Here is a 24,141-nt window from a genome sequence, read left to right as displayed (position 1 = left end):
ATTGACGCTCCGAACGAATACCGTAAAAATATCCAATAAACATCATTTTAAATAAAACGATAGGATGGATTGACGGACGTCCATTGTTTTCACAGTAATAAGGGCGTAATTTCTCTTCAATAAAATCAAAACTAATTGTCGCTTCAATCGCACGAAGGAAATGATCTTGTGGAACCAACTCTTCTACAGAAACAGATACACGTTCATCACGATGATTTTTTAAAGCACCCATCATAAAAACTCTCTCCTTTTCCTCTTTTTTATCAGTGTTGACACATAAAAAGAGGTTCAGACACAAAAACAGGCTGTGGAGAAGACTTTCTCCACAGCCTGAAAAAAATCACTCGTTTTTACACGAGTGATTTTTTTATTATTTTACAGAGACAATCTCTACTTGCATTTCTCCGCCTGGTGTTTGGATTGTTACTTTCTCACCAATTTGCTTACCTAATAAGCTTTTTGCGATTGGAGAATCGTTAGAAATTCTTCCTTCAAATGGATCAGCTTCCGCACTACCTACGATTGTGTACGCTTCTTCATCTCCATTTGGTAATTCTTTAAATGTTACTGTTTTACCTAATGTAACAACAGTAGATACTTCGCCATTATCTTTAATGATAACTGCGTTACGAATCATATTTTCTAATTGTGTAATACGTCCTTCTACGAACGCTTGCTCATCTTTTGCTGCATCGTACTCAGAGTTCTCAGAAAGGTCCCCGAAGCTACGTGCGATTTTAATACGTTCCACTACTTCTTTACGTCTTACTGTTTTTAATTGCTCAAGTTCGTTCTCTAGTTTTTGCTTACCCTCTTGCGTCATAGGGTATGTTTTTTCTGTTGACATATTTTCCACTCCTTTTATATACCAATCCCCCGAAAAAAAGAGGAGTTCCATATGAAAACTCCTCCGCTTCCATTGTTAGCGGAGGTTTCTAGTACCCTTGCACTAGCGGAGTTGTCACATACAACCCCGTATTTCCAATTCTTCTTTATATAAAGAAGATATGTATGGAAAGTTGATATAAATATGCCCTCACCTATATATAGATGAGGTTGCATGTTTCATTGTATTCGATGGGAAGGGAAAAAATCCCTTCCTACCGTATATCTTTTACTATGCTATTACAAATTTACTTTTTGTTCAAGAATTGTTGCAATTTTTGTCACCATAATATCAATTGCAACATGGTTTTGTCCACCTTCAGGGATAATAATATCCGCAAACTTCTTAGAAGGCTCAATAAATTGATTGTGCATTGGACGTACAACAGTTACGTACTGATCAATAACTGAATCCATCGTACGACCGCGCTCTTTAATATCACGCTGCATGCGGCGCAGAATACGAAGGTCAGCATCTGTATCAACAAATAACTTAATGTCCATCAACTCACAAAGACGTGGGTCTTCTAAAATAAGAATTCCTTCTAAAATAATTACATCTTTCGGCTCAACTGGAATAATTTCTTCTGAACGCGTATGCAATGTATAGTCATATACAGGCTTATCAATTTGCTCATATGCAAGCAACTGCTGCAAATGTTCAATTAACAGATCATTATCAAACGCAAGCGGATGATCATAATTTGTTTTTAAACGCTCTTCCATTGGTAAATGGCTTTGATCTTTGTAATAATAATCTTGCTCCAAGATTAAAATGGAATGACCTTTAAAATGGTCAAAAATCGCTTTCGTTACACTTGTTTTTCCTGATCCTGAACCACCAGCGATTCCAATTACAACAGGCTTATTCGTCCCCATTCGACTACCACTCTTTCTTATTGAAGTATGCTTTTGCGCATCATATTATTCACATACACTGGTTGATCCACTTTGAATTTCACGATTTGCAACGGATGTCTCGCTGCATCTAATTCGTTTCCATCCTCATCCCAAATTTTCTCCACCGTCTGCGTAAAGTTTTCTATTTCTGGTCCAAAGAACTCCACTTCATGTCCTGGTTTGAAATGATTACGTTGCTCAAGCGTTACGATGCCCGTTTCTTCATTATAATCTAACACTAAACCAGCAAAATCATACGTTGTTTTCTTACTATGATTTCCAAACATTTGCTCTTGATGTCCTGGAACCCCTTCAAAGAATGCAGGAGCTGTATCACGATTTGCACATTTATCAAGCTCATCTAACCATTCTTGTTTAAACTCAAAGTTATCCGGATCCGCACAATAAGCATCAATTACTTTACGATATACAGTTGCTACAGTCGCTACGTAATGGATTGATTTCATACGTCCTTCTACCTTTAAACTATCGATTCCAATTTCAATCATTTTCGGAATTGATAAAATTAAATTTAAATCTTTTGGACTCATCGCAAAGTGAGCATCTTCTTCTTGGAATAGAGGAAGCTCTTTTGCATCTTTATGTTGTGATACTGTTTGAACTAAATCATAATCCCAGCGGCAAGATTGGCAACAACCGCCACGATTAGAGTCACGCGCTGTCATATGGTTACTTAGTGTACATCTTCCTGAATATGCGATACACATTGCACCATGGACGAATGCTTCAATTTCAATATCCACTTTGTCTTTAATTTCTTTCATTTCTTCATAGCTTGCTTCACGAGCTAATACAAGACGATGTAAACCTTCTTCTTTCCAATACTGTGCTGCTTTCCAGTTGGATAGTGATTGCTGTGTGCTTAAATGCACCTCAACAGAAGGCGCTACACGTTTACACGTCTCAATGATAAGCGGATCAGCAACGATAATTCCCGTTACGCCAGCTTTTTCAATCCCTTTTAAATATTCCTCTAGCCCGTCCATATTTTCATTATGTGCGAAAATATTTGTTGTTACATATATTTTCGCTCCATATTTCTTTGCAAATTCAACGCCTTCTGCCATATCTTCCAGCGTAAAGTTACCTGCATTCGAACGAAGACCAAATTCTTGTCCACCTAAATATACAGCATCTGCCCCATAATGGATAGCTACTTTTAATTTTTCTAAGTTACCCGCAGGGATTAACAGTTCAGGTTTCTTCACAATAACGCGCTTGCCATCGATCACTCGTGAAATTTCTTGTACAGTCATTTCCTACACCCTCCTCGTTTAGTAAACCGTTTCTTTAAAGAAGAATCCTGTGTCTAACGGACGATTTACTGGTTGCATTTCTTCTATTTCTTTATATAGAGCATCTTTCACGTCATAATACGCATCACGATCTTCTACGCATAAATCAATCGCTTGACGATATTTCTTCGTTACTTCAATAATGTATTCAGAACTTTTTAGTACACCATCGATTTTTAAGCTGTCAACTTCAGCTTCGATTAGTTCCTCTAATTCATCGATGAAACAAATATCGTTCGGACTCATAATATGAGTACCATTTTCATCTTCATAGATTGGATATTTATTATTACGCTCTGGGTCATATAAGAACATATTCTCTTCATATTTTTTCTTTTCAACGTCAAGATTACGTCCTTGATACTCAAAGTAGTTTCCTACTAATGAACGCTTCGATTGGAACATACAAGTCATACCGTGAATTTGTACTTCTAGTTCCACTTCAGCATTTTCTTTTAAATCAACAATTTCATCTAAGCTCAGCTCACGAGCTAATACAGCACGCTTCGCTCCTCTTTGGCCCCAGTAATTACAAGTGAACCAATTCGTTGCTGTCGTTTCTGTATTCCAGTGCAACTGCATATTTGGCGCTACTTCGCGAACAGCCATTAATACTGCTGGATCTCCGAAAACAATTGCATCTACATTTACTTCATTTAAAAATGAAACGTAATCTGTTAATTCTTCTACTTTATCGTTGTGGAACATAGCGTTCATTGCTACGTATACTTTCACACCATTTTCATGCGCAATCTTCACAGTTTGTTTTACATCTTCACGTGAAAACTCCCCTGCTAAACGTAAACCAAACTTTTGCTCACCGATCATTACCGCATCTGCTCCTGCTTTCGCAAGAAGTTCGATATCCGCCACCGCTCTTGGCGTTACTAACAATTCAGGTTTCTTCATACCTTGGTCACCCTCTCTTTTTACTAACAGCTACTCCATCACCAATTGGGAAAATCGTTGTATCATATCCTTCATGGTTCATAAGCCACTCATTGTACGTCTTAATACGACGGATTAAACCACGTGTACGTCTGTTTTCAATCTTCTCTTTTGTCGTTACAAGACCATGGTACATAACATTATCTGAAATAATTACGCCACCAGGATTTAATAACGGTTCATATAAGTCAAAAAAGCGACGATACTGTCCTTTTGCTGCATCAATAAAAATAACGTCAAATGTCCCGTGTTCTTTTACTTGTTCACCTGTCTCTAACGCATCACCGTAAATAACTGAAATACGATCTGTTACTGGGGAACGTTCTATATATTCAAGTGCTTTTTCATATCGCTCACGATTGCGCTCAACTGTCACAATACGTGAATTTGGAATAGCTTGCATCATACGAATACTAGAATAACCGATTGCTGTTCCAAGTTCTAAAATGCTTTTCGGTCCAATTAAACGTAAAAATTGCAGCATAAATTCCATTCCAAGTCGATCCATAATCGGCACATGATTTTCTGTTGCATATTCTTCCATTTCAAGAATTAATTTATCTTTCGGATCAATAAATGATAATAGGTACTCGTTAACTGCATCCTCCATAAATGGTCCTCCTTATTTACATGGAGAAGTGCCTCTATGACGTCTTTTCCCACATAGAATGCAATAAAAATACAAGCCAGCTTTACCCTTAGCTTGTACGTCCCGTTTTGATATTAAAAACGATTCTTCTGCCAGTTTTTAACCCGATATATTTTACCACAAAAAAGAGGGATGTGCGACTTTTTTCGCTATCCCTCCCCATTTCACTGTTTTTTCGTAATGTATTTTTGCTTTAATGCATTATGCTCTTCTAATGTTTTCGCATAGTACACTTCACCACTTGGTGCAGCTAAGAAATAATAATAATCTGTTTGCGCAGGTTCTAACGCAGCTTCCACTGAATGTTTACCAGAGTTTGCGATCGGCCCTACCGGCAATCCTTTTACAACATACGTATTGTACGGTGAGTTGACCTTTAAATCTTCGTATAATACACGTTGTTTATGTTTTCCAAGTGCATATAATACCGTTGGATCCGTTTGAAGCGGCATACCTTTTGCTAAACGATTATAAAAGACACTAGCGATCTTTTGACGATCTGTAAAACCAGTTGCCTCTTCTTCAATAAGTGAAGATAATGTTAAAAGCTGATGAACATCCCAATTCTTCGCTTTCATTTTCGCCTCATTTTGAACAATGATTGCATTTGTTTTCTCAAGCATCGGAATTACAATTTCTTCTAACGTTGTATCTTTCTTATAAAACGAATACGTTGCAGGATATAAATAACCTTCTAATGGGTATTTAATATTACTATCAAAGATTTTATCCGTTAATAACTTCGGATACTTTTGCTGCATTTTTTGAATAAATGCTTTATCGTTTAATTGACGCGTAACATCATCTTTATTCCACTTTAGTTCTGTCGCAATCGTTTCTGCAATTTCAGTTACTTGCGCCCCTTCTTTAATCGTCACTTTATAAAGAGCTGGACGATGCACGTTGCCAGATGACATTTGTTCGATTACATCTTCAGCATTCATTGAAGGGTTTAATAAATATGTACCTGCTTGTAAACTTTTCGATTTAGCCTTTGTATAAAAACTAAAAACTGTACCGTTTTTTACAGCGCCTTTTTCTTCTAAAATTTCTCCAATTTTACTTGTAGATGATCCTTTCGGAATTTCTACTTCAATCTCTTTTTTATTCCCGCTATCAACTGGTCCTAATGCGGATGAAATATACGCATAGACTGAACCACAAACTAAAAGCAGTGCAATAATCGAAAATAAAAAGATGCGTCTACGCTTCTTTTTCACTTGATTCTCTATCAAAACATTTCCTCCTTACTTAATTGTAGACCGTATGTACACCTTTCTATACAGCACGATGTAAAAACGCAACAAATTCACTTATCTTTTTTAATAGACACTTTATTTTTCTACAATCCGTCTCATTATACTACAAAGACTTACACAGTTTCGACAAAAAATCTTTCATTTTACATATAAATACAAAAAAAGATGGACTGTATGTCGTCCATCTTTTCAGTACTTATTATTCAGCTTCTTGCTCATCAGCAAGAGTGTTGAACATTTCTTGTACCATTTCCCACTCTTCTTCAGATTCGATTGGAAGTAAGCTTCCGCCCTCTTCTTCATTTTGCTCATAAGCCATTGCATCATAAATTGGGTCTCCATCTTCGTCTACTTCACCGATTGGAGAGAAGACTACATATGATTTTTTACCAAATTTTTCAGCATCAAAAGTGAAAATAATTTCACATAAATGTTCGTTACCTTTTTCGTCTACAATTGTAATTTGATTTTCTTCCATTTTGGTCACCTCTTATTTACTATCTAAAAATCCTTGTAAGATTACGACTGCAGCCATCTTATCGATTACTTGTTTTCGCTTCTTACGACTTACATCAGCTGAAATGAGTAGACGTTCCGCTGCCATCGTTGACAAACGCTCGTCCCACATTACAACGTCTAATTGTAACAGCTCTCGTAGGTTTTCTGCAAATTGTTGGCACGCTTCACCACGTGGGCCAATTGTACCATTCATATTTTTAGGTAAACCTACTACTATTTTATCCACATTGTACTGCTTTACTAACTCAGAAATACGATCAAAACCAAAGTGACCTCGTTCTTCGTTAATCTTAATTGTTTCTAATCCTTGTGCTGTCCAGCCCATTTCGTCGCTAATTGCAACTCCGACTGTTTTTGTACCTACATCTAAACCTAATATCCGCATAAACTACTCCTCACGATGATGTTTCAAGTAAGACTTCACAAGCTCTTCAATAATCTCATCACGTTCAAGCTTGCGAACGATGCTACGTGCATCTTTATGGCGAGGTATGTATGCTGGGTCTCCACTTAATAAATAACCGACGATTTGGTTAATCGGATTATAGCCTTTTTCTTGAAGTGCATCATACACAGTTAAAAGTACATCATTTACATGGACACTCTGTTTTTCATCTTGAATGCTAAACTTCATTGTTTTATCAAAACCGTCCATTTCAAGCACCTCACTTATATAGTAAGTATAGGGAGAAGAACTTCTCCTCTCCCTACCATTGTACACTACTATCTCTTTATTTTGAAACAGATTTAACGTACTCTTGTACAAATGCTAAAGCTTCTTCGACTTGAGCTGGGTTTTTACCGCCTGCTTGTGCCATATCAGGACGGCCACCACCGCCACCGCCGCAACGAGAAGCTACTTCTTTCACAAGTTTACCAGCATGGTAACCTTGGCCAATTAAGTCTTTCGTTACACCTGCTAGGATATTTACTTTATCGTCATTAACAGACACTAATACAACAACTGCCGACTCTAATTTATTTTTTAGATCATCCATCATCGTACGTAAGTTGTTCATATCTGCGACATTTACTTTCGCTGCTAATACATTCACACCATCAACTGTCATTACAGAATCAGTTAAGTTTCCAGCTTCGATATTGCTTAATTTCGCAGCAAGAGATTCGTTTTCTTTTTGCAGTTGTTTTACTTCGGCAAATAGACCATCAACTCTTGTTAAAATATCTTTCGGATTTGTTTTCATTTTTCCTGCTGCTTCTTTTAATAAACCTACTTGATCGTTCATTAATTCGTATGCAGACTTACCAGTTACTGCTTCAATACGACGAGTTCCTGCACCGATACCAGACTCAGCAACGATTTTGAAAATACCGATAGAAGCTGTATTATCAACGTGACAACCACCACAAAGCTCTAAGCTGTAATCGCCAACTTGTACAACGCGTACAACATCACCGTATTTTTCACCGAATAATGCCATTGCGCCCATTTCTTTCGCTTCTTCGATTGCTTTTTGAGAAATCTCAACATCAATACTTTCCCAAATTTTCTCGTTTACCATACGCTCAATTTTTTCTAATTCGTCAGCTTGTACTTGACCGAAGTGAGAGAAGTCAAAGCGTAAACGTTCAGAAGTTACAAGAGAACCTGCTTGGTTAACGTGTGTTCCAAGTACATCTTTTAATGCTTGGTGTAGTAAGTGAGTTGCTGTATGATTTTTCACAACGCTACTACGGTTTTTCGTATCGATAATAGCTTTCACAGCCGCATCTTTCGTTAATGTACCTTCTTCAACAACAACTTTGTGTAAGTTTTGACCATTTGGTGCTTTTTGCACGTCTTTTACAAGAACTTTCACGCCATCAGCAAGAAGGTAACCACGGTCTGCAATTTGTCCACCGCTCTCAGCATAGAATGGTGTTACATCAAGCATTAATTGTCCTTCTTCACCAGCTTGTAAGCTATCTGTGTATTCGCCGTTTTTCACAAGTGCAACAACTTTACTTTCTGTTGCAACTGTACCGTAACCAACGAACTCACTCGCTACTTTAACTTCTCCAAGTACACCGCCTTGAACTTGCATTGAGTCAACGTCTTGACGAGCAGCACGTGCACGCTCACGTTGTTTTTCCATTTCATTTTCGAAGCCTTCTTGGTCAACTGTCATACCAGCTTCTTCTGCATATTCTTCTGTTAATTCGATTGGGAAACCGTATGTGTCATATAGACGGAACGCATCTACTCCAGAAATAACAGTTGTTTTTTCTTCTTTTGCTTTTGTAATAACTTCAGCTAAAATTGCTTCACCATCATGAAGTGTTTCATGGAAACGCTCTTCTTCGTTTTTCACAACTTTCGCAATGAAATCTTTCTTTTCAAGTACTTCTGGATAGAAGTCTTTCATTACTTCTCCAACAACCGGTACTAATTCAAACATGAATGGACGGTTAATGTTTAATTTCTTCGAATAACGAACAGCGCGGCGTAATAAACGACGTAATACATAACCACGGCCTTCGTTAGAAGGAAGAGCACCGTCACCAACAGCAAATGTTACTGTACGGATATGGTCAGCAATTACTTTAAACGCCATATCTTTTTCTAAATCGCCATTACGATATTTCTCACCAGAAATTGATTCTGTTGCACCAATCATCGGCATGAATAGATCTGTATCAAAGTTCGTAGGCACATCTTGAACGATAGATGTCATACGTTCTAGACCCATCCCTGTATCAATGTTTTTCTTAGGAAGTGGTGTATATGAACCATCTGGATTATGATTAAATTGAGAGAATACAAGGTTCCATACTTCTAAGTAACGCTCGTTTTCTCCGCCTGGATATAATTCTGGGTCACTAAAGTCATTACCGTAAGCTTCTCCGCGGTCATAGAAAATCTCTGTATTCGGTCCACTTGGTCCTTCACCGATATCCCAGAAGTTTTCTTCTAAGCGGATAATACGCTCTTTTGGAACGCCCATTTTCTCATTCCAAATTGTGAATGCTTCTTCATCTTCTGGATGGATTGTAACTGATAGTAATTCTTTATCGAATCCGATCCATTTGTCGCTCGTTAAGAATTCCCAAGCCCATGTAATTGCTTCTTCTTTGAAGTAATCACCAATTGAGAAGTTTCCTAACATTTCAAAGAATGTATGGTGACGAGCTGTTTTCCCTACGTTTTCAATATCGTTTGTACGAATTGATTTTTGAGCATTTGTAATACGTGGATTTTGTGGGATTACACGTCCATCAAAATATTTTTTTAATGTTGCTACACCACTATTAATCCATAGAAGAGATGGATCTTCATGTGGAACTAGTGATGCACTAGGTTCTACTGCATGTCCTTTTTCTTGGAAAAAGTCTAAAAACATTTGACGAATTTGTGCGCCTGTTAGTTGTTTCATTGTATTTTCCTCCTTAAATATAAAAAACTCCCGTCCCTATAAAAGGGACGAGAGTTAACTCGCGATACCACCCTAATTATGAATTGATTACAATAACAATCAATTCATCACCTCATGGTGCCGTAACGTGGCAAGACGGCAGTGATTAGCTGCTCTCAGGATTAGCTTTCTGTTACCCTTCATTTAAAGCTTCTTTCAGCCATATGGAAGCTTCTCTCTATAAATGGACTGTAACGTACTTGTTCCGTCATTGATTTAATGTATTATATGACTAAATATAATAGAATTCTCTTAAGTTTGTCAATGTAGATAATCATTTATATTGTATTAATCGCTTATTAATCATAGGTATTCTACTATTCATTCTTAACAGCCTTTTCATATATTATGCGTTTATTAATAAATTGGAATCTCCTTACAATAATTATTTATAAAAATTTCTAAATATTACTTTTTTTGCTATAATTAAATTATTGTTAATAAAATAAAGGAGCGATCACAATGACAACCTTACTTAACAAAGCTAAAAACATATTAGCGACTGACGAAACGATATTATTTTACGCAGCATGTTCATTAGACATATTTATTTATCGTTCCGTCGCAAGGCCAGGATTGCTAATTTTAACGAACAAAAGGCTATTCTTTTACGGGCCAGATGTAAGTAAGAATCCAATATTTGAAGAGTACTCTTTCGCAAAAATTTCTAATCTAAAAGAACAAAAGCGTCTTTTCAACAATCAAATTGTATTTATGTATGATAACGAATGGAAAAAAATAAAACATATTCAAACAAATGATGTGAGCTCCCTCGTTCAAAAGATACACGAGCAGCTTTCTAAATAAATATATGATTAGCCCTCTATTTCTTACATAGAGGGCTTCTATACTTACACATTTTCTTTTTTCAAGAGAGGTCTCACATGAACAATGACAGTACGAATAACTGCTAAAATCGGAACCGATATTAGTAATCCTACAATACCAGCTACTTCCCCTCCAACAAGTAATGCAAGCATAATAATAACAGGATGCATACGAAGTGACTTACCAACAATGTAAGGCGATAAAATGTTACTTTCCACAAATTGCAAAATAGCAATCGTAATCCCCGCCTTAATAAGTAAACTCGTTGATACTGTTGCTGCAATCATTAACGTCGGGATCGCTCCTAAAATAGGACCAAAGTACGGGATTATATCCGTTACCCCAATAATAATGCCAAGCAATAATGGATATTTCATACCGATAAACCAAAAAGAAAGAGCTGATACTCCCCCTAATACTAAACAAACAAATAACTGTCCTCGAATATAACTTCCAAGTGACTTATCAATTTCTTTCGCAAGCATTTGCCCCGTACCTCGCCATTTACTTGGGACTAGTTTCCAAAAGATATGATAAAACTCACCATAATCTTTTAATATGTAAAATACAATGAACGGTATTAAGAAAATAATGAGCAATGAATCGAGTACACCACGAGCTGTACTCATCACTTTATTTAAAAGCGCTTGAATCTTCGTTTCCACACCCACAAAAAGTTGTTTCACCTTTTCATGAATGAACGAAGGGAAATTCGCTGTTTGTTCTGTAACGCCATCCATCCACGAATCGTACATCTTTGTAAACTGCGGAAATTGTTCATTAATCTCTTGTAACTGTTTAATAACGACTGGTGTTCCTTTATAAATCCCATAACCAATTCCGCCGAAGAAAAGGATATAAATGAGCAAAATGGCAAGTGTACGGGGCATCCCTTCCTTATGAATTTTTTCAATTAAAGGGTGCAATAAATACGCAATAAAACAGGCGATAAGAAACGGCGTAATTGCTACTTTAAATACAAAAATAATCGGTGCCCATAGTGGCTTAATTTTTAAAAAGACGAGCAAACAAAGAAAAACAAGTAACAATAATCCTAAACGATATATCCAAATGATTTTAAGATTCTTCACATGAAAAACCTCCTCCACCTTTATTTTGAAAATAAATGGGTTAGGTTATGTGTGAAACTTTTAAAATCTTTTCATACGGACCATACTGTTTTTTAAAGACGTACATATAAATAACATAACAAGGACAACCACCCCTGAGAATACAGCATGAAATAATGTAATCAGGAGGGCTAATTATGGTTTTGTTTATGCTTGGATTATCAGCACTTTTTATGATTCTTGAATGGATTTGTATCGGCTTTGGTATTTGGAAGGGGTTCTTTATTCGTTCCTCACGTAAAGAAAAAGCGAAGCAATTATGGCAGTATGGAATACTTGGCGTTGGCTGTTACGGTTTATCTTATCTTTTCTCAGAAATTGGACTTTTTTATTTGCATATGAGTGCATAAAAAAACTCCCTTGTCTATAAGGGAGTTTTTCACTTTATCGAAATGATTATAAGTAAGACTTAATCATCTTACGTGCTTTTTTCATATTGCGTTTTGAAAATACATCTTGCTTACGAGCATATTGATATGCTGCAGCTCCAACCCCTAATGCGATTAATGAATTGCGTAGATTCAAAGTAAATCCCCCTTTTCGTTATCCGATCGTTCTTTCATTCTCATCAAATAAATCATCAAGAGAGCTTAATGAACCATCTTCCTCAACTTGATGCGTATGGATTTTCCCCTTTGAAACCGATAATTCGATATAACAATTCCAGCAATAAAATTGGTTGACACCTATTTTTCCAATGTCTTTCCCTTTGCAATTTGGACAAATGAACATATGGCTTTCATCTCCTTACAGTCTCCCAGATTCTATTCGCCATTATGTCCAAACCGCATTCATTTATACATTGCTGGAGCCTTTCAACGCTATGCGTTTGAAAGTTTCACTATATAATTTCACCTTGTTACATGAAATCATACGGTGAAATGTTTTCCACGTCCATTTCCTCGCCATTAACTGTGACCATCTGTACTTCTCCTTGTGATTCCTGCAAGCGACTAGCTAAAGTTGTTTGACGCATTGCATCATCAAGGCGATTTACACCAGATTGGAAAGCTACTTCCTCCCCGCAAATAATAAGGAACTTCTTACTTCTTGTAATGCCCGTGTAAATTAAATTACGGCGTAACATACGGTTGTAACTTTTCACAATCGGCATAATAACAATCGGAAATTCACTACCTTGTGATTTATGAATCGAACAACAATATGCATGTGTAATTTGATTTAAATCCGGCTTTGTATACGTTACCTCAATTCCATCAAATGAAACGATAATCATATCTTGTTGCTCAACGTTTTCTTTCGCATAAAACACCGAAACAATTTCTCCGATATCCCCATTAAATACTTGGCTCTCCGGCTGATTAACGAGTTGCAGTACTTTATCGCCTCTTCGGTATACAACATCACCGTACTGGATTTCTTTACTCTTTTCCCTTTTCGGGTTAAATACTTGTTGCAGCGCTTCGTTTAATACATTAATACCAGCAGGCCCGCGGTACATCGGTGCTAATACTTGAACATCCCTTGCACTAAAGCCTTTTGTTTTAGCGTTTTCGCAAACTTTTTTCACAACCTCAACAATTTGAGCCCCTGTACAGCTGATAAACGAACGATCTTTTTTATTTTGCGCTAAATCTGGTGGGAGTGTGCCGTCTTTGATCGCATGGGCAAGTTGAATAACAGATGAGCCTTCTGCTTGACGATAAATCTCAGTAAGCTTCACTGTCGGAACTGCACCTGCATTTAATAAATCTTTTAATACTTGTCCAGGTCCTACAGATGGCAACTGATCTTCATCACCTACAACGATAACTTGAATATTCGTTGGTAGCGACTTAAATAGCTGATTTGCGAGCCAAATATCAACCATTGAAAATTCATCGATAATAAGGAGCTTACCTTGGACAGGATCCGTTTCATTACGCTGGAAAGATCCTTCTGGCGTCCAGCCAAGCAAACGGTGAATTGTGCAAGCTGGAAGTCCTGTCGATTCACTCATCCGCTTCGCTGCTCTTCCTGTTGGAGCTGTTAATAGTATTGGAAATGGATTATCATCACTGTATTCATTCGGATTTAACGATAATCCGTGAAGTGACGCATACATTTCAACAATCCCTTTAATAACGGTTGTTTTTCCTGTTCCTGGTCCACCTGTTAATAACATCATCGGTTTATGAAGTGCCGTTTGAATCGCTTCTTGCTGAAACGGTGCATATTGTACATTCAACTGTTCTTCAATTTCACCTAATGTTTTTAACACTTCTGCTTCAGGAAATGAAGGTGTTTCCTCTTGATTCATCAATCGACGAATAGACTTTACAACACCTTTTTCAGAGTAGAATAAAGTTGCTAAATACACTCGTTCTTCTTCTATGATGACTTTCCCTTCACTTTGCATCGTTTCAATACAACCTATAATATCTTCTTCAGTCACTCTTCCTTCTTGATTGTTTAAAAGTGACATCGTTTCTCTTACAAGTTGATCTTTCCTCATATAAACGTGACCAAGTTGCAATGAGACATTCTCTAATGTGTAAAAACATCCCGCTCGTACACGGTCGTCGTGATTACCCGATATCCCTAACGCACGCCCTATATCATCCGCTCGTCCAAAACCAATCCCGTCCACTTCTTCAATAAGTTGATACGGATTATTACGAATCACTTCTAATGTCATCTCTTTATATTGCTGGTAAATCTTAATAGAAAGTTTCGTTCCAAAACCGTAACCATTTAAAAAGCTCATTACTTTCTCTAATCCTTGATGTTCAACAATTGTCTCATATATTTCCTGAGCCTTTTGTTTGTTAACAACACCATTTAACGCCTCAGGGTCATCCATAATTTTAGAAATAGCATGTTCCCCGAGATGATCCACAATTTTTTCCGCTGTACGCTTTCCTATCCCTTTAAATAAATCACTCGCTAAATATTGCACCATACCTGCTTTTGTTTGCGGCAATTCTTTTTTAAATGTTTCAACCATATATTGTTTTCCATACTTTGGATGGTCCTTAAAGTGACCTGTCAATGTAAACACTTCATCTTCATGCATGCGGGGAAAATGACCGTTTATCATTATTTTCTTTTCGTCATACGTTTCATTCGTTTCAATGACTTTCATACTGACAACGGAATAGAGGTTTTCTTCGTTGTGGAAAATGGTATGAAGAACTTGCGCTTTTATAAATTTTTTCTCTTCCTCAAACAAATCCATTGCATGTTGATTTCCCATCTTTCCTCTCCTTTCCGATATTTTCACTTTAATGAGCAGTACATCCCCCACCTTTTTAGATGAGGGATAACTACCCATTAAACTATATTTTTATCTTATTCAGCTTCTTGCTCTAATAAACGAACGCCATTACCAGCTAAAAAGTGATCTGGCTGAATTTCAGTTGCTTTCTTAAATAAAGCGAGAGCTTTCTCGTTATTTTCTTCAAATACGTAAGCAACACCTAAATTGTAATACGCATCTGCATGCTCTTCATCCATTTCTAATACCTTTTCAAAATAAGGTTTCGCCTCTTGAATATGTTCTAGTCGCGCAAAGCAAAGTCCGCACTGGAATACAGCTTCTACATCATTTTCATCTAATTCTGTTGCTCTTTGTAAGAATGGTAGTGCAAGACGATCATTTCCAAGCTGTACATGTGTAATACCTAACATAAATGTTACATCAGCTGATTGTAATCCAGCTTGCATTGCTTGTTCGAATACAGCTTTCGCCTCAGTAAATTGCTCTTGGCCATAATATACGTTTCCTAAGCCATAATAAGCAGCTGCAGATTTATCATCTAACTCTAATGCACGTTTATAAAATAAAATCGCTCGCTCACTATCACCTAATACGTCTAATAAATTTGCAAAATTAATGTATCCAAGCGCATCTTTCGGATTTTCTTCAATTGCTTCTGTAAAATTTTTAGCTGCTTCTTCCCAATTTCCTTCTTGCATATATTGAATACCTGTTTCAAGTTTGTTTGACATGTCCTTCACCTCTACAACAAATTATAACAAAGAATGTATTTTCCAAGCGAACGAAAATTCGCTTTATGTAAAAGAAACCTCTAACCGCTAATCGGCAGAGGCTTCTCATTTATCCTAAATAATCCAATTTCTTACCACTACGGTATACTTCATCAATTGTAGCACCGCCTAAGCACTCATCTCCATCATAGAAAACGACTGCTTGTCCTGGTGTGATTGCACGAATTGGCTCATCACAAAGAATACGAACTGTATTTTCATCAACGATTTGAACCGTTACTTTATTGTCTTCTTGACGATAACGGAATTTCGCCGTGCACTTAAATTCTGTTTCTTTTTCTTTGTTACTTACCCATCCTACATTCGTAGCAATAACTTCATCACCATATAGAAGTTCGTTATGGAATCCTTGATCAACATATAAAATGTTTTCTTTTAGATTTTTTCCAACAGCAAACCATGGATCACCATTACCACCAATTCCAAGACCATGACGTTGTCCAATTGTATAATACATTAAACCGTCATGCTTCCCTTTCACTTCACCAGATAATGTTTGCATTACACCTGGTTGTGCTGGTAAGTAGTTACTTAAGAAATCTTTAAAGTTACGCTCACCAATGAAGCAAATACCTGTACTATCTTTTTTCGCCGCTGTCGCTAAGCCAGCTTCTTTCGCCATTTCACGAATTTGTGGTTTCTTCAGTTCACCTAACGGGAACATTGTTTTTGATAATTGCTCTTGGCTTAATTGATTTAAGAAGTATGTTTGATCTTTATTGTCATCAACGCCGCGAAGCATTTTATATTCGCCGTCCATATAAGCAACGCGTGCATAATGACCTGTTGCTACATAATCGGCACCAAGCGCAATTGCATGCTCTAAAAATGCTTTAAATTTAATTTCTTTATTACACATTACATCTGGGTTTGGTGTACGACCAGCTCGGTACTCATCTAAGAAGTACGTAAATACTTTATCCCAGTATTGTTTTTCAAAGTTTACTGCATAATACGGAATACCAATTTGGTTACACACTTCAATTACATCATTGTAATCTTCTGTTGCTGTGCAGACACCATTCTCATCTGTATCATCCCAGTTTTTCATAAAAATTCCGATTACATCATAACCTTGCTCTTTTAATAAAAGTGCTGCTACAGATGAATCGACGCCACCGGACATTCCGATGACAACGCGTGTTTCGTGAGGTAGTTTGTTCATCATGTCACCTCCCATGCTAATTTTGTGTTAATCGCTTCACGATTTTCACTGTTTCGTACGCCGCTTTTTCAATTTGCTCTTTCGTATTTCCAAGTCCAAAACTAAAGCGTACGGATGAACGTATTTGATCGGAGTCTTTTCCAAACATCGCTACTAATACATGTGATGGATCAATCGAACCAGCTGTACAAGCAGAACCACTTGATACTGCAATGCCAGCTAGGTCTAAGTTCACAAGAAACGGTTCAATGTTCATTCCTGTAAAACTTACATTAAGTACATGCGGTAAGCGATGTTCTAAGTTTCCGTTTACCTCGAAAGTAATGCCTTCATTTTTGAAGACAGATACCATTATATCTTTAAACTCTTCATATTGGGCATTTTTTTGCTCACGAGTTTTTTCAGCTATAAGAATTGCATGCTGAAGCCCAGCAATACTAGGCACATTTTCCGTACCAGCACGGCGTTTTCTTTCTTGCTCTCCGCCTATTAATAACGGCTCAAATTTCACATTTGCACCAGCGAATAAGAACCCTACACCTTTTGGCCCATTAATTTTATGAGCTGAAATTGATAATAAATCAATACCAAACTCTTTCACGTCAAATTCTACTAAACCGTAAGCTTGTACCGCATCTGTATGGAAATAAGCTTGATGCTCTTTTAGCAGCTTTCCTATTTCCACAATTGGTTGCATTGTCCCTACTTCATTATTCCCAAACATAACAGATACAAGAATCGTCTCTTCTGTTAATGCCTTTTGTATGTCAGAAACTTGAATGCGTCCTGTTTCATCGACAGGTAAATATGTCACTTCAAACCCTTCACGCTCTAACAATTCGCACGTATGCAAAATCGCATGATGTTCAATTTGCGTCGTTATTATGTGGTTACCTTTATGACGGTTCGCACGTGCTACACCTATAAGCGCTAAATTATCAGCTTCTGTACCACCGCTCGTAAATATAATTTCATTCGGATTCGCATGAATGCTGCGTGCACACACTCGTCTCGCCTCATCTACTGTGTGACGAGTTTGACGTCCATAAAAGTGAATACTAGACGGGTTCCCGAATATTTCTGTCATATATGGAATCATCTTTTCGACCACTTCTGGGTGAGTCGGAGATGTCGCAGCATGATCTAAGTAAATGCGTTCCATTAAATCTCCTTCTTTCCAAATCGTTTCACAAGGAATTAAATGTAAAACATATAGCCCCCGTGATTTTCTTCCTCATAACGTACTAAATCTTCTAACGTTGTACTATCTAACACTTCTTGCACGGCATCACGAACACGCATCCATAACTGGCGCTGTGCTGGCTCTTCTTCTTCTATCATTTCTACAACACTAATCGGTCCCTCTAATACACGGATTACATCCCCAGCTGTAATGTTAGCCGGTTGATCAGATAATACATATCCGCCATATGCCCCGCGCGTACTCTTTACAAGACGAGCGTTACGAAGTGGTGAAATTAATTGCTCTAAGTAATGCTCGGATAAGTCATGCGCCTGCGCAATTGATTTTAATGAAATTGGACCTTCACCAAACTTTTTTGCAAGATCAATCATAATTGTTAAGCCATAGCGGCCTTTCGTTGAAATTTTCATCTATTTTGCACCTCTTTTCAAATTTTCACTTCTATTGGTTATATCTTATTTATAAAAAGAACACAATTTAAAATCCTATGAAATTATAGCATAATATAGTATTATAAGAAATTTCAACTTGTGTATCAAAATGATAACATAAAATCACATTGAAAAACTCGGAAATTATTACAATTGAAAGAAAAATGAAAATATTATTCTTCATTTTTCCCATAAAACAGCATCCTATTTCAAATTTCGTAGAAAAAAATGATACGATAGAACGAGATTATATATTAAGGGAGACGGTCTAAATGAAACAACCACTCGCACATCGAATGCGCCCTACTAATATTCAAGAAATTATTGGGCAACAACATTTAGTTGGTGAAGGAAAGATTTTATGGCGAATGGTCCAAGCAAATCATTTTCAATCTATGATTTTATACGGTCCTCCAGGTACAGGAAAAACATCCATTGCCAGTGCAATTGCAGGAAGTACCGGTACCCCGTTTCGTCTATTAAACGCTGTTACTCACAATAAAAAAGATATGGAAGTTGTCGTACAAGAAGCAAAGATGCATCGACACCTCGTTTTAATTTTAGATGAAGTTCACCGTCTAGATAAAGCAAAGCAAGACTTTCTATTACCTCACTTAGAAAGCGGACTTCTTACTTTAATTGGTGCAACGACAAGTAATCCATTCCATGCAATAAACTCCGCTATTCGAAGCAGGTGTCAAATTTTCGAATTACACGCACTAACAGAAGATGATATTTTAATTGGGTTAAAAAGAGCTTTAGAAGATAAAGAAAAAGGCCTTGGAGAATATGCTGTAACGGTAACAGATGAAGCACTACATCATTTTGCAAATGCCTCTGGTGGTGATATGCGTTCCGCTTATAACGCACTTGAGCTTGCTGTATTATCTAGCTTTACTACAGACGATCAAGCGGCTGAAATCACACTCGAGATTGCGGAAGAATGCTTACAAAAGAAGAGCTTCGTTCACGACAAAGGCGGCGATGCTCATTATGACGTATTATCAGCATTTCAAAAATCAGTGCGCGGAAGTGATGTAAATGCAGCGCTCCATTATTTAGCACGCCTTATTGAAGCAGGTGATTTACAAAGTATTGGCAGACGCCTTCTTATTATGGCTTATGAAGATATTGGACTTGCTAGCCCACAAGCTGGACCACGTACACTAGCTGCAATTGAATCAGCTGAACGAGTTGGATTCCCAGAAGCACGCATCCCACTTGCAAATGCCGTTATCGAGCTATGCTTATCACCAAAATCAAATTCAGCTTATAAAGCACTTGATGCTGCATTACACGATTTACGCAACGGTCAAACAGGTGACATTCCAAGCCATTTAAAAGATAGTCATTACAAAGGCGCAGAATCACTTGGAAGAGGCATTGGATATTTATATCCACACGACCATCCAAATGGCTGGGTAAGGCAACAATACTTACCTGATAAAATAAAAAACAAGCAATATTATAAACCGAAAACGACAGGGAAATTTGAGCAAGCCCTTTCTACTGTTTATGAAAGATTACAAACTTCGAATAAAACGAAAAATAAAGGGTAACATAAACGAAAACGTCACCATTATGGAGGCTTCGCTTATGAAAACACGTCAAGATGCATGGACAAAAGAAGATGATCTCCTTTTAGCAGAAACTGTTTTACGACATATTCGCAGCGGAAGTACACAAATAAAAGCATTTGATGAAGTCGGCGATACGTTGAACCGGACTTCAGCAGCTTGCGGCTTTAGATGGAATGCTGAAGTAAGGCCGAATTACGAAGATGCTGTGCAGCTTGCGAAGAAACAACGTAAAGAATTAAAGCGCTCTGAAGCTAAAATAGAAAAAAATCAGTTCACGAAAACGAAACAACTCGTAATCGATGCTGAGTTTTCTGAAGATATTACGCCAAGTAAACAAGAACTTACGATGCAAAATGTCATCTCATTTTTGCAAAACTTGGAGCATAATAACCCTTCACTCGCAAAGTTGCAAACTGAAAATGATGTATTACAAGCTCAGCTCACTTCTCTGCAAAAAACGAATCATGAACTTGAAACGAAATTAGCGGTACTCACAAAAAAACAACAAGCAATCGAAGAAGATTACGCGATGCTTGTTCGAATTATGGATCGTGCTCGAAAACTTGTTTCGGTCGAAGAGCAAGAAGAGCAAATTGCCCCGATTTTCAAAACCGATCAAAACGGGAATTTAGATATTATTTATTCTGCTGAGAATTAAAAACAGGGATGTCACTTTTTTGACTGAGTGACATCCCTGTTTGTTTTCGGTAAATCATATATATACATGTCGGTAAATGAAATTATATCAACGATTTTTCAAATATATCTATCACAACTTGCAATATATCAACGATTTAATAAAGGATATCGATTTAACGACAAAGATTGACAATAACATTCCTCCTTGTCATACAAGGAAACTCCTAAAACGGATTAGATATTTTTTACTAAAATGTTATTATAAACATATACCTTTAAAGGGGGATGGTTGCTATTTCATTAATAATCTTCAAAATAACTCTTGGCCTTCTCGTCCTGACTTTAGCTCTTTTCACCATTAACAGTCTAAAAAAGACTTCCGCCTATAAATCAGATAAATATGATTATTACTTACTAACCTTACTTACATTTGAACTAGTAGTGATGCAAGTATCCATATTTCTTTAATACATATAAAAAAAGCGTATATCCAAAATGGATATATGCTTTTCTTTTATTCTTGCCCTACACGTTTCACTTCTACATTTTTAATACGTTCACGTACAACGTGACTTGCCATAATTAAGCCTGCCACAGATGGTACGAATGCATTTGATGAAGGCGGTAATTTCGCTTTACGAATTTTTGCATTCTCGTCTGGTACGATTTCTTTACGTACTTCTTCACGAATTACGATTGGGTTTTCGTCAGAGAAGACAACTTTTACACCTTTTTTAATACCCTCTTTACGAAGCTTCGTACGAATTACTTTCGCAATTGGATCTGTATGTGTTTTAGAAATGTCCGCAATACGGAAACGAGTTGGGTCCATTTTATTTGCTGCACCCATACATGAGATAATTTTAATTTTACGACGTAAACATTGTTTAATTAAATGGATTTTGAACGTAATCGTATCAGATGCATCCACTACGAAATCTAAACCGTGTTTAAAGAACTCTTCATATGTTTCATCTGTATAAAACATTTCTAGTCCAATTACTTCACATTCCGGATTAATGTCTGCAATACGCTCTTTCATTAATTCTACTTTTGAACGTCCTACAGTAGATACTAAAGCGTGAATTTGACGGTTTACGTTTGTAATATCTACAACGTCTTTATCAACTAATACGAGACGTCCTACTCCAGAACGCGCTAACGCTTCAGCTGAAAATGAACCTACGCCGCCAATTCCTAAAATACCGACTGTACTATTTTTTAATATTTCAAGTCCTTCTTTACCGAAGGCTAATTCATTACGTGAAAATTGATGTAACATTCAGCTCTACACTCCTATTACAAAAATGGTCTACCATGTATTCTAGCGTTTTTCCGACTATTTGTATAGAAAAAGTTATAGAATTCCTAAAAATACATATTTCGATAATGAAAACATAGTGTAAACCGGGATTTTGTTTCTTCTTTTAATTATCCATTAAAAAAGTCTAGATGGTTATAGTATAACCATCTAGACCCTATTCTTACTTTTCTTCTTTTAAGCTTAATTTTAAGTTTAACTCTTCAAGCTGTGCTTCTGCAACTGGGCTTGGAGCTTCTGTTAATAAGCAGCTTGCGCTTGCTGTTTTTGGGAATGCAATTGTATCACGAAGGTTCGTACGGCCTGCAAGTAACATAACAAGACGATCTAAACCTAATGCGATTCCGCCGTGTGGTGGTGTACCGTATTCGAATGCTTCTAATAAGAATCCGAATTGCTCTTGCGCTTCTTCTTGTGAGAATCCAAGTGCTTTGAACATTTTTTCTTGTACGTCACGCTCGTAAATACGAAGTGATCCACCACCAAGCTCATAACCGTTTAATACAAGGTCATATGCTTGTGCACGTGCTTTTTCTGGTGCTGTTTCTAGTAGCTCAACGTCTTCACGGAATGGCATTGTGAATGGGTGATGAGCTGCGAAATAACGATCTGCATCTTCATCGTACTCAAGAAGTGGCCAATCAGTTACCCATAGGAAGTTAAATTTACTTTCATCAATTAACTCAAGCTCTTTACCTAGACGTAAACGAAGTGCGCCTAAGCTATCTGCAACAACGCTCTTCTTATCTGCTACGAATAGTAATAAGTCGCCAGCAGTAGCTTCTAATGTGCTCATTAACACATTTGCATCTTCTTCACCGAAGAATTTCGCAATCGGTCCTTTTAGGCCGTCTTCTTCAACTTTAAGCCAAGCTAGACCTTTTGCACCATATACTTTCACGAATTCAGTTAATGCATCGATGTCTTTACGAGAATATTTACTTGCAGCACCTTTTGCATTGATTGCTTTTACTTGTCCGCCGCTTTCTACAGCACTTGTAAACACTTTAAAGCCACAACCTGCTGCAAACTCAGATAAGTCTGTTAGTTCCATTTCAAAGCGTGTATCTGGCTTATCAGAACCGTAGCGAGCCATTGCATCAGCATATTTCATACGAGGGAATGGTGCACTAACTTCTACACCTTTTGCATCCTTCATAACTTTCGTCATCATACGCTCCATCATTTCTAAAATTTCATCTTGTGTTAAGAATGAAGCTTCGATATCGATTTGCGTGAATTCCGGTTGACGATCTGCACGTAAATCTTCATCACGGAAACAACGTGCTACTTGATAGTAACGCTCAAATCCGCCGACCATAAGAAGCTGTTTAAATAACTGTGGTGACTGTGGTAATGCATAGAATTCACCGTCATGTACACGACTTGGTACTAAATAGTCACGAGCTCCTTCTGGCGTACTTTTCGTTAAAATTGGTGTTTCTACTTCTAAGAACTCTTCTGTATCTAAGAAGTTACGAATTGTTTTTGTTACGTCGTGACGCATTTTGAATGTGTTGAACATTACAGGACGACGTAAGTCTAAATAACGATATTTTAAACGCACATCTTCTGATGCATCTGTATCATCAGCAATGATAATTGGTGTTGTTTTCGCTGCATTTAGTACATTTACTTTTGTTGCTTGTACTTCAATACGACCAGTTGCCATATTGTCATTAATTGCGCCTTCACCACGTTCAACAACTGTACCTTCTATGTGTAATACGTATTCGCTACGAATTGTTTCTGCTACTTCTAACGCTTCTTTTGATGTTTCTGGGTTAAATACAACTTGTACGATACCTGTACGGTCACGTAAATCGATAAAGATTAATCCACCTAAGTCACGGCGTTTTTGTACCCAACCTTTTAATTGAACTGTTTGTCCAACAGCTTCTACTGTTACTTTTCCACATGCATGTGTTCTTTCAGCCACTGTA

25 protein-coding genes and 1 other annotated feature are annotated in these 24,141 nt (G+C 37.2%); of the genes, 4 read left to right on the top strand and 21 right to left on the bottom strand.

Annotated features, from left to right (window positions below):
• From BUA87_RS19165 to alaS, 11 genes are all read right to left on the bottom strand, one after another.
• Positions 1-235: IS1182 family transposase (locus tag BUA87_RS19165; RefSeq protein WP_083530670.1), on the bottom strand; the 235-nt coding region annotated here is incomplete at its 3' end.
• A gap of 135 nt (positions 236-370) precedes the next feature.
• Complete coding sequence (gene greA, locus BUA87_RS19160; RefSeq protein ID WP_014894880.1) at positions 371-847, bottom strand: transcription elongation factor GreA; 477 nt, start codon at positions 845-847, stop codon at positions 371-373.
• Positions 848-1,125: 278 nt separating this feature from the next.
• Positions 1,126-1,764 (bottom strand): uridine kinase, encoded by a 639-nt coding sequence (gene udk / locus BUA87_RS19155; RefSeq protein WP_000537080.1) that lies wholly within the window; start codon positions 1,762-1,764, stop codon positions 1,126-1,128.
• 17 nt (positions 1,765-1,781) lie between these two features.
• A complete protein-coding gene (locus BUA87_RS19150; RefSeq protein ID WP_000217961.1) occupies positions 1,782-3,062 on the bottom strand; it encodes a peptidase U32 family protein in 1,281 nt (426 codons plus the stop codon).
• Positions 3,063-3,080: 18 nt separating this feature from the next.
• Entirely contained in the window at positions 3,081-4,010 is a 930-nt protein-coding gene (locus BUA87_RS19145) for a peptidase U32 family protein (protein WP_000742795.1), read from the bottom strand.
• Between the two features lie 7 nt (positions 4,011-4,017).
• Positions 4,018-4,659, bottom strand: a complete 642-nt coding sequence (locus BUA87_RS19140) for an O-methyltransferase (protein ID WP_000389102.1) — start codon at positions 4,657-4,659, stop codon at positions 4,018-4,020.
• A gap of 203 nt (positions 4,660-4,862) precedes the next feature.
• Positions 4,863-5,933: an endolytic transglycosylase MltG gene (gene mltG, locus BUA87_RS19135; RefSeq protein WP_000572135.1), complete on the bottom strand. Its 1,071-nt coding sequence runs from the start codon at positions 5,931-5,933 to the stop codon at positions 4,863-4,865.
• A gap of 223 nt (positions 5,934-6,156) precedes the next feature.
• Positions 6,157-6,435, bottom strand: coding sequence for a DUF1292 domain-containing protein (locus BUA87_RS19130; protein ID WP_000392245.1), 279 nt, complete (start codon positions 6,433-6,435; stop codon positions 6,157-6,159).
• A 12-nt stretch (positions 6,436-6,447) separates the two neighbouring features.
• The gene (gene ruvX, locus BUA87_RS19125) at positions 6,448-6,861 is read right to left on the bottom strand and encodes a Holliday junction resolvase RuvX (protein ID WP_001221193.1); all 414 of its coding nucleotides are present in this window, start codon (positions 6,859-6,861) and stop codon (positions 6,448-6,450) included.
• 3 nt (positions 6,862-6,864) lie between these two features.
• A complete protein-coding gene (locus BUA87_RS19120) occupies positions 6,865-7,131 on the bottom strand; it encodes an IreB family regulatory phosphoprotein (RefSeq protein WP_000348591.1) in 267 nt (88 codons plus the stop codon).
• 76 nt (positions 7,132-7,207) lie between these two features.
• Positions 7,208-9,850 carry an alanine--tRNA ligase gene (alaS, locus tag BUA87_RS19115; protein ID WP_000811815.1) on the bottom strand — a complete coding sequence of 881 codons (2,643 nt, stop codon included), beginning with the start codon at positions 9,848-9,850 and terminating at the stop codon, positions 7,208-7,210.
• A 40-nt stretch (positions 9,851-9,890) separates the two neighbouring features.
• Positions 9,891-10,110, bottom strand: a binding site (T-box leader).
• A gap of 241 nt (positions 10,111-10,351) precedes the next feature.
• Between alaS and BUA87_RS19110 the strand changes: the two genes are divergently transcribed.
• On the top strand, positions 10,352-10,696 hold the full coding sequence (locus BUA87_RS19110; protein ID WP_000209466.1) for a PH domain-containing protein: 345 nt from the start codon (positions 10,352-10,354) through the stop codon (positions 10,694-10,696).
• Between the two features lie 44 nt (positions 10,697-10,740).
• On the opposite strand, the gene BUA87_RS19105 is transcribed toward BUA87_RS19110, so the two are convergent.
• The gene (locus BUA87_RS19105) at positions 10,741-11,808 is read right to left on the bottom strand and encodes an AI-2E family transporter (RefSeq protein ID WP_000793129.1); all 1,068 of its coding nucleotides are present in this window, start codon (positions 11,806-11,808) and stop codon (positions 10,741-10,743) included.
• 176 nt (positions 11,809-11,984) lie between these two features.
• On the opposite strand from BUA87_RS19105, the gene BUA87_RS19100 reads away from it, so the two are divergent.
• Positions 11,985-12,197, top strand: a complete 213-nt coding sequence (locus BUA87_RS19100; RefSeq protein ID WP_000242539.1) for a hypothetical protein — start codon at positions 11,985-11,987, stop codon at positions 12,195-12,197.
• 46 nt (positions 12,198-12,243) lie between these two features.
• Here BUA87_RS19100 and BUA87_RS19095 read toward each other — a convergent pair whose 3' ends face one another.
• From BUA87_RS19095 to BUA87_RS19065, 7 genes are all read right to left on the bottom strand, one after another.
• Entirely contained in the window at positions 12,244-12,372 is a 129-nt protein-coding gene (locus tag BUA87_RS19095; protein ID WP_001053553.1) for a YrzQ family protein, read from the bottom strand.
• 18 nt (positions 12,373-12,390) lie between these two features.
• Entirely contained in the window at positions 12,391-12,579 is a 189-nt protein-coding gene (locus tag BUA87_RS19090) for a hypothetical protein (RefSeq protein ID WP_000469281.1), read from the bottom strand.
• Between the two features lie 127 nt (positions 12,580-12,706).
• Positions 12,707-15,043: an SF1B family DNA helicase RecD2 gene (locus BUA87_RS19085; RefSeq protein WP_072940480.1), complete on the bottom strand. Its 2,337-nt coding sequence runs from the start codon at positions 15,041-15,043 to the stop codon at positions 12,707-12,709.
• A gap of 95 nt (positions 15,044-15,138) precedes the next feature.
• The gene (locus tag BUA87_RS19080) at positions 15,139-15,798 is read right to left on the bottom strand and encodes a tetratricopeptide repeat protein (protein WP_000066406.1); all 660 of its coding nucleotides are present in this window, start codon (positions 15,796-15,798) and stop codon (positions 15,139-15,141) included.
• 109 nt (positions 15,799-15,907) lie between these two features.
• A complete protein-coding gene (gene mnmA / locus BUA87_RS19075) occupies positions 15,908-17,023 on the bottom strand; it encodes a tRNA 2-thiouridine(34) synthase MnmA (RefSeq protein ID WP_001038010.1) in 1,116 nt (371 codons plus the stop codon).
• Positions 17,024-17,039: 16 nt separating this feature from the next.
• Positions 17,040-18,185 (bottom strand): cysteine desulfurase family protein, encoded by a 1,146-nt coding sequence (locus BUA87_RS19070; RefSeq protein WP_016512300.1) that lies wholly within the window; start codon positions 18,183-18,185, stop codon positions 17,040-17,042.
• 35 nt (positions 18,186-18,220) lie between these two features.
• Positions 18,221-18,637 carry a cysteine metabolism transcriptional regulator CymR gene (locus BUA87_RS19065; RefSeq protein ID WP_000704116.1) on the bottom strand — a complete coding sequence of 139 codons (417 nt, stop codon included), beginning with the start codon at positions 18,635-18,637 and terminating at the stop codon, positions 18,221-18,223.
• Positions 18,638-18,930: 293 nt separating this feature from the next.
• Between BUA87_RS19065 and BUA87_RS19060 the strand changes: the two genes are divergently transcribed.
• Entirely contained in the window at positions 18,931-20,217 is a 1,287-nt protein-coding gene (locus BUA87_RS19060; RefSeq protein WP_000812919.1) for a replication-associated recombination protein A, read from the top strand.
• 37 nt (positions 20,218-20,254) lie between these two features.
• Positions 20,255-20,896 (top strand): RsfA family transcriptional regulator, encoded by a 642-nt coding sequence (locus BUA87_RS19055; RefSeq protein WP_000857722.1) that lies wholly within the window; start codon positions 20,255-20,257, stop codon positions 20,894-20,896.
• Between the two features lie 495 nt (positions 20,897-21,391).
• Here BUA87_RS19055 and BUA87_RS19045 read toward each other — a convergent pair whose 3' ends face one another.
• Entirely contained in the window at positions 21,392-22,159 is a 768-nt protein-coding gene (locus tag BUA87_RS19045; RefSeq protein WP_000903182.1) for a tRNA threonylcarbamoyladenosine dehydratase, read from the bottom strand.
• A gap of 202 nt (positions 22,160-22,361) precedes the next feature.
• On the bottom strand, positions 22,362-24,137 hold the full coding sequence (gene aspS, locus BUA87_RS19040) for an aspartate--tRNA ligase (RefSeq protein ID WP_000840885.1): 1,776 nt from the start codon (positions 24,135-24,137) through the stop codon (positions 22,362-22,364).
• Positions 24,138-24,141 lie beyond the last annotated feature (4 nt).

It is taken from the genome of Bacillus sp. bc15 (assembly GCF_900142585.1).
Lineage (GTDB): Bacteria > Bacillota > Bacilli > Bacillales > Bacillaceae_G > Bacillus_A > Bacillus_A cereus.
This window is presented reverse-complemented; position numbering and strand designations above follow the sequence as displayed.